The organism is Enterobacter sp. RHBSTW-01064 (genome assembly GCF_014103035.1).
GTDB lineage: Bacteria > Pseudomonadota > Gammaproteobacteria > Enterobacterales > Enterobacteriaceae > Enterobacter > Enterobacter mori.
In genome coordinates this window covers 190,238-201,935 of sequence record NZ_JABXOU010000007.1, presented here as the reverse complement: position 1 = coordinate 201,935, position 11,698 = coordinate 190,238, and the positions used below count along the sequence as shown (strand labels likewise).

The following is an 11,698-nucleotide window of genomic DNA, read 5'->3' as shown; positions in this document are numbered from 1 at the left end:
TACTCTGGGATCACTTACAGCAGAGCGGAAAATAACATGAGCACATTCAATCAGTTTGGACAACCTGTTGGCGATGAACTTATCGACTGGCAACCCCGCCCGCACCCTTCCCGGGTGAATCTTCATGGCCGCTACTGTCGGCTGGAGCCGCTGCGTGTGGAACATGCCGATGTCCTCTTTTCCGCCTATCTACTGGCAGAAGATACCCGCAGCTGGACATGGCTGCTGCGTGAACCTGATGCCACCGCAGGCGAATTTGCCGCGTGGGTGGCAAGCGTGTGTGAATTACCGGATCCGATACATTTCACCGTCATTGATAATCAGACTCAGGCACCGGTCGGTACGCTGGCGCTGATGCGTATCGATCCGACAAACGGTGTTATGGAAGTGGGACACGTTCATTTCTCCCCCCTTCTTAGCCGCACGCCGATGTCCACAGAAGCGCAATATCTTCTGATGCAGTATGCGTTCGACGTGCTGGGATACCGCCGCTATGAATGGAAATGTAACAGCCTGAACGAACCTTCCCGCAAGGCGGCGCTCCGTCTGGGATTTCAGTTTGAAGGGCGCTTTCGTCAGGCTCTGGTGACTAAAGGTCATAACCGGGATACGGACTGGTTCTCAATCATCGACAGCGAGTGGCCGATGCTGGCGAAAGCGTTTGAAAACTGGCTTGCCACCGACAATTTTACCGTCGATGGCAAACAGATCAGATCCCTGGAAAGTTGGCGTGAAACGCGCGTTTAGCGTCTTTTTTTACGACCCTGAACGGCTTTAAAGCGCGGGTTCGATTTGCAAATGACGTACAAGCGTCCCTTACGTTTTACGATCTGGCAATCCGGATGACGCTGTTTCGCACTGCGCAGCGAGTTAAGTACCTGCATGGTTAACCCCGCTTCGCATTAAGAAAGCCGCCAAAACGTTTGCGGAAGCGCGCAGCGCTGCCATCCGTCGAGAACGTTTTCTGCTTACCGGTATAAAACGGGTGTGATTTTGAAGAGACTTCGATGGTGATGTACGGATACGTTTCACCGTCGAGCTCAATTTCACGGTCGGTCTTGATGGTCGATCCGACTTTAAAGTATTCGTTGGCACTGGTGTCGTGAAACACCACAGTGCGATAGGCTGGATGGATATCAGGTTTCATCATACGCTCTTCATGCTTTGTTATAACATAACAAAATAATATCCAGGCTCAGTTGAAAAAACAACCCCTGAAAATTCCCCCCCTTCCTCGCAAAACGTCCTTAAAGGTCTGCGACAAAATGAAAATCATGACACCTGCGTGCTATAACTATATCATTTCGCGGTAAAATCTTTCGCCTCCGACAAGCGACTCTGTGCCCGGTAACAGGCATATGAGAAAGGAAACAGCAGCATGAAAACCCGACATCTGGTCAGCCTGGTCACAGGCATACTGATATTTTCTGTGCTGGTACCGATTTGCCTCAGTATCTGGCTGGCGCATCGCCAGGCGGAGGATAAATTTGTCGATGTGCTTGATAGTTACGCCTCCCGCGTGCTGCTTCGTACCGACAGGGTTGTTGATCAGGCAAAAGAAGCGCTGACCCGGCTTCAGGCCTTTGAGGGGCCTCCCTGTAGTTATCTGCATTTACGGGAAATGCGTCGGGTTGCTTTCTCATGGCGTTATGTTCAGGAAGTGATCTACATCGACAGCCTGAAGCCCCTCTGCTCCTCGCTGGAACAAGACAGCGACGCAGCCGCTTTCCCGCCCCCGATGCGTATTACTGCAGATGGTTACAGTGCCTGGCTGACCACGCAAAACGATCTTGGTTTTAACCGCTATATGGCCGCGCTGGGCAAAGGCCATTACCTTGTGCTGATCGATCCAGCCTCGTTGGTGGATGTGATCCCTTTCGGTGAGATTGCAATTGATGCCGCGCTGGTGGGCAGCTCAACACACCTCGTTTTTGCCAGCAGCGACACGCTTGCTCCTCATATCCGCAACATGATTGTCGATCGGGAAATGACCCGCGTTCAGTACAACGGCTCAATGTATATTATTAAGCCTGTTCCTGAACTGGGGTTTAATATCGTCGCCTGGGCGGCGTTAAAACCGCTGGCTGAAACCTGGCATCGGCAACTTCTTTTCTGGCTGCCGTTTGGCGTGTTGATAAGCCTGCTTGCCGCGCTTTTTGTTCTGCGTATCCTGCGGCGTATACAATCCCCACGCTACAGGCTGCTTGATGCGATTAATAACCGCGAATTTGTGGTTAACTACCAGCCCATTGTGGCGCTCTGCAGTGGGAAAATTGTCGGTGCAGAGGCGCTTGCCCGCTGGCCTCAGCCTGACGGGAGCTATCTCTCACCGGAAATTTTCGTTCCGCTAGCGGAACAGACGGGCCTTATTTCGCAACTGACGCAGCTAGTCATCGAAAAACTGTTTGAGGATATGGGTCACTGGCTACATCTGCATGGCGATCAGCATATTTCCATTAACCTTGCGCCTGCCGATTTACTCTCCGGCAAGTTGCCGCCTCTGCTGAGCCAGTTGCTCAATAAGTGGAAAGTCCATCCCAGACAGATCGCCCTTGAGTTAACCGAGCGCGGCTTTGCCGATCCTAAAATTAGCGCACCGGCCATCGCGGCATTCCGCCGTTCGGGTCATGCCATCTATATCGATGATTTTGGTACCGGTTATTCCAGCCTGAGCTACCTACAGGATCTGGACGTCGACACGTTAAAGATAGATAAGTCGTTTGTGGACGCGCTGGAGTACAAAAATGTCACCCCGCACATTATTGAAATGGCGAAATCGCTGAATCTGGCCATGGTGGCGGAGGGTATAGAGACCGACGGGCAGCTCCGCTGGCTGCACCTTCACGGGGTGCAGTATGGACAGGGGTGGTACTACAGTAAGGCGCTGCCAAGGGAGGAATTTATTCTCTGGGCGGAAATGAACCTCAAGACGCATTCTACTTAAGGTAGGATTTGATCACCTTTAAAACCACGCCAAGATCGGCTTCACGCTGCTCTTCTTCGGGCTCTTTCACCACGTGATCGGTTAAATGGCCCTCGATCACCTGCATCATCATGCCGTTGACCGCCCCGCGGATCGCTGCCAGCTGCTGGAGAACATCGGCGCATTCGTGGTCGCTATTAAGCATTTTTTCCAGCGCGTTGCTCTGCCCCTGAATTTTTTTCAGGCGGGTTAATAACATCTTCTTGTCGCGAACCGTATGTGACATCTCTTTCCCCCTAATTTTGATGTTTTAAGCATATCACGCCCTACTCCCCCTGAGTATTTTTCTACTGGGGGGTAGTATTATACTACTGGGGGGGAGTAGTATCAGAGCACAGTTTTTCTCCCGGAATGTTCAATGAACGATTTTGCTTCTCTCCTTCAACAGGGCAACGCCTGGCTGTTTGTGCCCAGCGCTATTTTGCTTGGTGCGCTGCATGGCCTTGAGCCGGGCCACTCAAAAACGATGATGGCCGCTTTTATCGTGGCGATCCGCGGGACGCTTAAGCAGGCGATCCTTCTCGGGCTTGCCGCAACCCTGTCTCACACGGCGGTGGTCTGGATCATTGCGATGGCGGGATTATGGTTTGGTCGGGGCCGGGATGCTCATACGTCTGAGCCCTGGTTCCAGCTGATCTCTGGCGTGTTGATCATTGCGATCGCGCTCTGGATGGCCTGGCGCACCTGGAAAGAGAGCCAGCCGCACGAGCATCATCATCATGACCACGACCACGACCATGACCACGACCACGACCACGACCACGACCACGACCACGACCATCATCATGATCATCACAACCCTGGTCATCAACTGGTTGAAGAAGAGTGGCAAGACGCCCACCAGCGTGCGCATGCCCAGGATATTAACCGTCGTTTCAACGGACAAAACGTCACTACCGGGCAGATCGCCCTGTTTGGCCTGACGGGCGGGCTTATTCCCTGCCCGGCGTCCATCACGGTGCTGCTGATTTGCCTGCAGCTCAAACATTTCGCACTCGGCGCAACGCTGGTGTTCAGCTTCAGTATTGGTCTCGCACTGACGCTGGTGGCTTCCGGGGCGATTGCCGCCTTAAGCCTTAGGCACGCGACGAAGCGCTGGCCGGGTTTCAGCGAGTTTTCGCGAAAAGCGCCCTGGATATCAGCGGCACTGATTACCCTCGTCGGGATCTACATGAGTCTTCACGGGCTGAGCGGGATTTTATCCTGAGCGACGCGGCCACCCGCGGTGGCCGCGACTGGCGCGCTACAGTGCGTTCTGATGCCAGCTAAAGGCGTAGCGAAGCTGACGATGTTGCAGGATGAATTCCGGTGAAACGCTTGGGCTCCAGGAATCATCACCGCCAACGCCCATATGGAATGCATCCAGATTGAGCCAGCAGCCCGGCTCATCTCGCAGCAAGTGCTGATGCGTTGTCTCACGAAGCTGCTGTTGGCTGTGGCGGCTGACGGAGAAATGGAAATTTCCCTGAAGCACGTGCGCTCCGCAGGCGAGTTCTCGGGTGTCACAGCGCAGGCCGTTTTCTGTCGGGAAAATGTAGGGGGTCTGCATCGCATCGAGCGGCAACGTCCAGCGCCCCTGCTGCGCCGCCAGCTTCCTGTCCGGATAGTTCTCGAACGGCCCCAGCCCCAGCCAGCGCACCGTATCCGGTACCTGTGCAAACTGGACGCTCAGGCCGATTCGCGCGGGCTCGGGAATATCGGACGCCACCTGCACCTGCACATCGCCATGCAGCACGCCGCAATCGTCAATCCGCCAGACCTTATGGCTCAAAAACAGCGCCTTACCGCGATACTCCCAGACGTGTCGCGTGGTCACGACCACGTCATTAGTATGCGGTTCCGCTTCACACATAAGCAGGCGCGCAGACATCTCAATCATTCCGGCCGCTTTCCAGCGTTCAACCCAGGCATTCGGATCGATTTGCGTGGCTTCGCTCACGCCAATGTCATTATCCAGCGGCGCACGGGTAAAGTTATCCGTCAGCGGCGAGCGCAGCGTTTCAACGCCCTTGTTCCACCACTGCGTCAGATTTCCCGAGGCGCGATCGAACCGCCAGCGTTGCTCTCCATGGGTAATGTCCAGCACATCATCCTGCTCTGTGAATACCGGCGGGATCCCGACTGCCCGCGGTGGCGTAACGTACAGCGGCGTCGGAAGCAGCCACTGATCCCACGCGCAGCGATGATTCGCCGGTGACCAGTCTGTTGCCTGCGGCTGGATAACCTCCACATTAAGCCAGACCTCCCCCGGCCCGGCCATCAGCGTCGGCAGCGAGATTTCCAGACGCTGCTGCCCCTGAGGGGGAATGGAAAGCGCAACCTCCCCCTGAGCCAGCACCTCCCCGTCGCGGGTAACCGACCATCTCGCGACGTCGTTGTCGGTGTGGCGGAACAGGTAATCACTTTTCACCTCAACCACCAGCGGAGAGGTACTCACGCACGTAAAGGTGAAAAACTGCTGCGCGCGCTGCGCTTCATACAGCGCCGGATGCGGCGTGCGATCCGGGAATACCAGACCATTCAGGCAGAACTGTCGGTCATTCGGTTTATCACCGAAGTCACCGCCGTAAGCCCAGAAGGGTTTGCCGTTTTCGTCTTTCTTCGTCAGCGCCTGGTCGACCCAGTCCCAGACGAACCCGCCCTGTAGGCGCGGATGACTGCGAAATGCCTGCCAATATTTGGCGAACCCGCCAAAGCTGTTGCCCATCGCGTGGGCGTATTCACAGAGGATCAGCGGGCGTGTTTCATCCGGCATGCCGATCCATTTTTTGATCGCCCATTTTGGCACCGCCGGGAACGGCTGGTCCTGATCAACACGAGCATACATCGGACAGACAATGTCGGTTGCTGCCGTATTCGCCCCACCGCCTTCGTACTGTACAGGGCGCGTTGGATCGGTAGTTTTCAGCCAGCGGTAAAGCGCATCATGGTTTGCACCGTGCCCGGACTCATTCCCCAGCGACCAGATGATAATGGACGGATGGTTACGATCGCGCTGCACCATGCGCGTCACGCGTTCACTCATGGCAGGCAGCCAGCGGGGATCGTCAGCAAGACGGCTCATTGGCACCATGCCGTGGGTTTCGATATTGGCCTCATCCACAACGTACAGACCGTAGCGATCGCAAAGCTTGTACCACAGCGGATGATTTGGGTAATGCGAGCAACGGACGGCGTTAAAGTTGTGCTGCTTCATCAGCTCGATATCGCGGCGCATCGTCGCTTCATCCATCACCTGCCCGTTTTCCGGATGATGCTCATGGCGGTTCACGCCCCGAATCAGCACCGGTTTACCGTTGAGCTTCAGCAGACCCTTGCTGATTTCAACCCGGCGAAAGCCGACGTCGCATGCCTCGACGTCCAGCACATTACCCTTTGTGTCCCTAAGCGCAATTGTCAGACGGTAAAGTTCAGGCGTTTCCGCACTCCACAGTGCGGGCTCTTTGACGGGGATCGCCACCGCTAGCCGCTCGGCCCAGCGGCCTCGCTCGTCAACCACCGCAGAGCCGGGGCGTTGCGTGACGCTGGCGCATTTTTCGCCGTTTCGCCACAGGGTGATGACCACTTCGCAGGCAGAATAGCAGGACCCTGCCAGCGCGACGTCGACGTTAAGCATTGCGCGGTCACACTCCGCGTTGAGATCGGTCACAACGTGGTAATCCGCAATCTGCGTCTCAGGCTTATGCAGCAGCGAGACGTCACGGAAAATACCGCTCATGCGCCACATATCCTGATCTTCAAGATAGCTCCCGTCGCACCAGCGCAGCACCATGACCGCAAGACGGTTCTGGCCTGAACGCAGCGCTGCCGTGAGATCAAACTCGGCGGGCAGGCGACTGTCCTGGGAATAGCCAATCCACTGGCCGTTGCACCAGAGATGGAATGCTGAGTTTACCCCGTCGAAGATAATGCGGGTTTGCCCGCCGTGCAGCCAGGCGTCATCCATCTCAAATGTGAGCGAGTAACAACCGGTAGGATTCTCTGTCGGAACGCAGGGCGGATTGACGGGGATCGGATAGGTCACATTGGTGTAGATCGGCGTATCAAAGCCCTGCATCTGCCAGTTCGAAGGAACGGGCATCGCGACGGCATCGGTATAATCCTCTTCTACCCATGCCTGCGTAACCTGTTCTGGCGCAGCAAAAAAGCTAAACTGCCACATCCCGTTGAGAGAACGTTTGTTTGGGGTTTTCGCCTCTTCTCTGGCCGAGACTTCGTCACGCCAGCTGTGAAACGGCGCGTGGACCGCCAGGCGATTCCACTGCGTCACCCCGGGGTTTTCCCAGTCCCGACGAGCCAGAAGTGCGCTGAGGGTCAGCGATGATGTGTCAGACATAATAACCTCTTTGCGAAGCGCTCACAATTTCAGTCAACATGCCCTGGCAACAGAGAAGGGTAAAGTGTGCGATCCTCACGTAGCGAGCCGGATCACAAAAGATTTATCCCCGCGCGATTTTTTCAGCCAGCAATGCCAGATTTCTCAGTTGATGGGCAAGCTCTTCCCGATCAACCCGATCGGCTGCGCGACGGGCGCTCGAATGACGCGCGATCAGCGTGACGGGAAGCTGCTCTTGCCAGAATTTTTCACTTCTCGTCGGCGTCAGCAGCCATTCCACGCTGCGCTCGCCCGCCTCACGAAAAGCCTGCCGAACGGTGGTCAGCGGCGGTGAAAACCAGGCGCTGTCAGCCGTGTCATCAAACCCGACAATCGATATCTGGCCCGGTATAGCAATGCCCTTCTCTACGCAGGCGCGCATCACGCCCAGTGCCATTTGATCGTTCGCGACCAGAATGGCGTCAGGTAGTTGCGACCCGGATAAAAGCTGGTGGCCTTTTTCATATCCGGAGGCGGCGCTCCAGTCGCCATGAACCTCGTCAGCGGCTTCAAGACCGGCTTGTGCCAGGGTCGTTTTCCATCCCGCCAGACGCGCACGCGCTGAAACGGAACTCTCTGGTCCACTGAGAAGAGCGATGCGCTGATGTCCCAGAGAAATCAGATGTTCCGCGCCCAGCGCGGCCCCCTGCCCGGCGTTAAATACCAGACTGTTGACCTGTGCCGAAGGGGAAACATCGAGGAACAGAACAGGCACAGGCGAAGCCATTTTCTGAAGCTGCTCTGCGTCAGGGTCGTCCAGCGGGACATTGACCAGTAAGGCTTCCACACGCTGAGCCAGCAGTTCCTGCACCGCAGCCTGGCATTGCTGAGCATGCTCCACCATTGAAATTAAGACGCTTGCCCCCTGCTCTGCCGCGCGGGATTTTACCGCTGAGACAATTTGCGAGGGCGCATGCAGGGCCAGATCGGTGGTGATCAGCCCCAGCGTCCGGGTCCGTTTCCCCGCCAGCTGCTGTGCGCCCCGATTAGGCACGTAGTGCAGTTCGGCCATCGCCTGCTGCACCTTTTCCCGAGTGCGGGTGGAGACGTGCTCCGCGCCATTAATCACGCGGGACACGGTCTGGTAAGACACCCCCGCAAGGAGGGCAACGTCATAGAGTGTGATCGCTTTCATGCAGTCCGGCATCGCTTGATAACAAGCCGCTATTCTGGCACAGCGACGCCATTAAAGCATGTGAGCGCTTCGCAAAATTAAACAACCCGCTCAGGCTGAGGAACCGTCTCGATACGCGGCTTTTGACGGAACCACGGCAAACAGAGCTGGATAAGCGGGCCGATGGTCAGGGCGTAAATCACTGTCCCCACACCAAATGAACCGCCAAGCAGGCAACCGATAATCAGGACAGAGACTTCAATAGAGGTGCGCACGCTGCGGATTGACCAGCCTAACCGGGCGTGGATCCCGGTCATCAGGCCGTCGCGCGGACCTGACCCAAAACCTGCACCGATATACATCCCGGTTGCTATGGCGTTCGCGACGATCCCGGACACCAGCAGCGCAATGCGGACAGGCAGCGAACTCAACTCAGGGATTAAGGCCATTGAAGCATCTGCCGCCAGGCCAATACAGATAACGTTACTGAGGGTGCCCAGCCCGGGCATCTGACGCAGCGGGATCCACAGCAGAAGCACCGCCGCACCGGTCACAATGATGACCGTACCAATGGTCATCCCCGTTTGTAAGGCCACCCCAAGGTGAAAGACGTCCCACGGATCGACGCCCAGATCCGCACGAATAAACATCGCGGTGGAAAGGCCATAAAGCCCTAAACCGACATAAAGCTGTAGCAGACGACGTACCATTTTTATCTTCTCCAGTGAACCAGAGTTTCATATTGGGTCAAAATGGCTCTATGATTAATGTCCAGTTTCTAAATAGTGGACTGCATATGTCATCTCGTCGTTTCGGAAGCCAGTCTCTGGCACGCCTTTTAGGCCACTGGCAACAATCCTCGTCGCGTACGCCGTTCTGGCGTCAGCTGGCCGATGCGTTACGTCTGCTTATTCTGGATGGCAGACTGGCGCTGAATACGCGGCTACCGGGTGAGAGGGAATTAGCCAGTACGCTAAACGTCAGCCGAACCACCGTTGGCAGCGCGCTCGCCCATCTGCGGGAAGAGGGTTATCTGGAAAGTCGCCACGGCAGCGGCTCACGCGTGATCCTGCCGGATACCCGCGCGGTACCGACGCTTTCTGCGGCCAGCGCGGCGCTGGACCTGTCCACCGCCGCACTCAACGCCGGGCCCGAAATCCATCAGGCGTATACCCATGCGCTGACGGCGATTACCCAGCACCTTGCGCTGACGGGCTATGACCAGCTCGGGTTGCCCGCGCTGCGGGAAGCCATTGCCGCACGCTATACCGCGCGCGGGCTGCCAACGCGGGCAGACGAAGTGATGGTCGTAAATGGTGCCGTCAGCGGCTTTGCGCTGGTATTGCGCATGATGACCGGGCCAGGCGATCGCATCGTCGTCGACCATCCAACCTACCCGCTGGCGATCGCCGCTATTCAGGGGGCTCTCTGCCGACCGGTAGGCGTTTCACTGCCTGAAAGCGGCTGGGATACCGACGGTTTCGCGGCAACGCTTGCCCAAACGGCCCCGCGCCTGGCCTACCTGATGCCGGATTTTCATAATCCAACGGGACGCTGTATGGACGCCGCCACCCGTCAGACGATCACCGACATCGCCGCGCGGACGCGTACCACGCTGGTCGTGGACGAAACCATGCTCGATCTCTGGTTTGATGCGCCGCCGCCGCCCCCTCTGGCAGCGTTTAATCCTGGGGCAGCGGTGATTACGCTGGGCTCTGCCGGGAAAAGCTTCTGGGGTGGACTGCGTCTCGGCTGGATCCGCGCCTCTTCACGCACCATCGCGGCGCTCGCTCAGGCGCGCGATACGCTGGACCTCGGTTCCCCTATGCTGGAACAGCTGGCAACGCTGTGGCTTATCGAAAACAGCGACACCTTTTTGCCCGCTCGCCGGAAAATGCTGGTGGAACGACGGAACAGGTGCGGGGAACTCCTGCGCGAGCATTTCCCGGACTGGACCTTCCATGAAGCCGAAGGCGGGCTTTCGTACTGGATTGAACTGCCGGGGATGCTGGCAACGCAGCTCGCCGCACGGGCTGAGACGATTGGGATCAACATGGGGACCGGCACGCGGTTCGGTCTTTCAGGGGCATTTGATCGCTATTTGCGTATGCCTTTCTCACTTGAACCGGAAGAACTTGAGCAAGCGTTATTGAGAATCAAGCCGTTGTGGCTCGCCCTGAACCAAACCACGCCCTCGATTAAACGGAGCCTGGTGTAAAATTTTTTCGTAAATAATAAAAACAGCTGACTGTCATAGAGGCAGTCAGCTGTTTTCACATATCAGGAATTAGTGCTGAGGAGGAATCGGGAAACCTTTCAGTGAAATAACAAAATCTTCACCCTCTTTCTTTATTTTTGCGCCGGTATCACACCAGTCAGACGCAATACGAAAGAACTCATCACTTCCTACATTCCAGCCAAGACGTACATGTTTGACGTAGCCTGAACGCAACAGATCGCAGGCCTCTTTGTAGTCATGGGCGGTCGACAGTTGTTGTTTCATTTTCTCTTCTTCAGAAGTTTACGTAGTGCCTTGATTTCTTTAGGAGTAAATGGAGAAACGCTCTCTTCTTCCGTATGCTGATTATCAATATCCTCTTCCGATACTCCCGCCTCTTCTACTGCTTCAAACGCCAGCAGCAGCAGTTTCTCTGTGGTCACGCTTAAATTCTCATTATTTACTTCGGCATAGTGGCGAAGTCTTTCTTTTAGCGCTTCATCAATTTTAACATTCAAAACCGCAGTAGCCATAATTGTCACTTCCCTTCGGAAACCGTGTTTAATTTAATACACGAAGTTAACTTTCTAATCCAGATATATATTTTTTGCTTATGACGGAAAAAAGACACCCGATAATAAAATGACAGTCTATTATTACAGGTTTATGACAATATTATTTCAGTTAAATGAAAGATATATTTCCGGGCTTATAAAAACCACTTTATCTATAAGGATTAATAGCCTGAGAGCAAAGGTATCTAAAGCAGAAGATTTTTTGGGGGAAGAAATGGGTGGGGGCCCTGCCAGCTACATCCCGGCACACACGTCGTCTGCCCTGGCTGCTTCCTTCCGGACCTGACCTGGTGAACAGAGTAGCGTTGCGGGAGAACCAACAGAGCCCCCATTGAGAGCGTTGTTAACCAACGCGCTGGCGCATTATCCCTATGCCGCCCGTCAATTGCAAGCCATGGGCATCTGGATGCTGGTTTATTGCGCAAACTTAAGC

12 protein-coding genes and 1 other RNA gene are annotated in these 11,698 nt (G+C 55.7%); 4 read left to right on the top strand and 9 right to left on the bottom strand.

What is annotated here, in order from left to right; translation table 11 throughout:
- The first annotated feature begins 36 nt into the window (after positions 1 to 36).
- Positions 37 to 747: a GNAT family protein gene (locus HV355_RS19855; RefSeq protein WP_182403135.1), complete on the top strand. Its 711-nt coding sequence runs from the start codon at positions 37 to 39 to the stop codon at positions 745 to 747.
- Here HV355_RS19855 and ykgO read toward each other — a convergent pair.
- Entirely contained in the window at positions 744 to 884 is a 141-nt protein-coding gene (gene ykgO / locus HV355_RS19850; RefSeq protein ID WP_003859006.1) for a type B 50S ribosomal protein L36, read from the bottom strand. The two genes, HV355_RS19855 and ykgO, sit on opposite strands and share 4 nt — an antisense overlap.
- Positions 885 to 886: 2 nt before the next feature.
- Positions 887 to 1,147 carry a type B 50S ribosomal protein L31 gene (locus HV355_RS19845; protein ID WP_010428154.1) on the bottom strand — a complete coding sequence of 87 codons (261 nt, stop codon included), beginning with the start codon at positions 1,145 to 1,147 and terminating at the stop codon, positions 887 to 889.
- Positions 1,148 to 1,378: 231 nt separating this feature from the next.
- Between HV355_RS19845 and HV355_RS19840 the strand changes: the two genes are divergently transcribed.
- Positions 1,379 to 2,944, top strand: coding sequence for an EAL domain-containing protein (locus tag HV355_RS19840; protein ID WP_182403133.1), 1,566 nt, complete (start codon positions 1,379 to 1,381; stop codon positions 2,942 to 2,944).
- Here HV355_RS19840 and HV355_RS19835 read toward each other — a convergent pair.
- The gene (locus HV355_RS19835) at positions 2,937 to 3,209 is read right to left on the bottom strand and encodes a metal/formaldehyde-sensitive transcriptional repressor (RefSeq protein ID WP_010428149.1); all 273 of its coding nucleotides are present in this window, start codon (positions 3,207 to 3,209) and stop codon (positions 2,937 to 2,939) included. The genes HV355_RS19840 and HV355_RS19835 overlap by 8 nt on opposite strands.
- A gap of 132 nt (positions 3,210 to 3,341) precedes the next feature.
- Between HV355_RS19835 and HV355_RS19830 the strand changes: the two genes are divergently transcribed.
- The gene (locus tag HV355_RS19830; protein ID WP_182403131.1) at positions 3,342 to 4,190 is read left to right on the top strand and encodes a nickel/cobalt efflux protein RcnA; all 849 of its coding nucleotides are present in this window, start codon (positions 3,342 to 3,344) and stop codon (positions 4,188 to 4,190) included.
- A gap of 36 nt (positions 4,191 to 4,226) precedes the next feature.
- Here the strand turns inward: HV355_RS19830 and HV355_RS19825 are convergent, their stop codons facing one another.
- From HV355_RS19825 to HV355_RS19815, 3 genes are all read right to left on the bottom strand, one after another.
- Entirely contained in the window at positions 4,227 to 7,319 is a 3,093-nt protein-coding gene (locus HV355_RS19825; protein ID WP_182403129.1) for a beta-galactosidase, read from the bottom strand.
- A 103-nt stretch (positions 7,320 to 7,422) separates the two neighbouring features.
- Complete coding sequence (locus HV355_RS19820; protein ID WP_182403127.1) at positions 7,423 to 8,493, bottom strand: LacI family DNA-binding transcriptional regulator; 1,071 nt, start codon at positions 8,491 to 8,493, stop codon at positions 7,423 to 7,425.
- A gap of 77 nt (positions 8,494 to 8,570) precedes the next feature.
- Positions 8,571 to 9,182, bottom strand: coding sequence for a membrane protein (locus HV355_RS19815; protein WP_010428145.1), 612 nt, complete (start codon positions 9,180 to 9,182; stop codon positions 8,571 to 8,573).
- A gap of 86 nt (positions 9,183 to 9,268) precedes the next feature.
- Here HV355_RS19815 and HV355_RS19810 point away from each other — a divergent pair, with 86 nt between their 5' ends.
- Positions 9,269 to 10,690, top strand: coding sequence for a PLP-dependent aminotransferase family protein (locus HV355_RS19810; RefSeq protein WP_182403125.1), 1,422 nt, complete (start codon positions 9,269 to 9,271; stop codon positions 10,688 to 10,690).
- A gap of 69 nt (positions 10,691 to 10,759) precedes the next feature.
- Here the strand turns inward: HV355_RS19810 and HV355_RS19805 are convergent, their stop codons facing one another.
- The 3 genes from HV355_RS19805 to ffs all read right to left on the bottom strand — a co-directional run bounded on the left by HV355_RS19805 (position 10,760) and on the right by ffs (position 11,587).
- Positions 10,760 to 10,975: a hypothetical protein gene (locus tag HV355_RS19805; RefSeq protein WP_010428144.1), complete on the bottom strand. Its 216-nt coding sequence runs from the start codon at positions 10,973 to 10,975 to the stop codon at positions 10,760 to 10,762.
- Positions 10,972 to 11,223 carry a hypothetical protein gene (locus HV355_RS19800; protein ID WP_006176926.1) on the bottom strand — a complete coding sequence of 84 codons (252 nt, stop codon included), beginning with the start codon at positions 11,221 to 11,223 and terminating at the stop codon, positions 10,972 to 10,974. Before HV355_RS19800 ends, HV355_RS19805 begins: the two co-directional genes overlap by 4 nt.
- A 267-nt stretch (positions 11,224 to 11,490) precedes the next feature.
- An RNA gene (gene ffs / locus HV355_RS19795) (signal recognition particle sRNA small type) lies at positions 11,491 to 11,587 on the bottom strand.
- Positions 11,588 to 11,698: the final 111 nt, after the last annotated feature.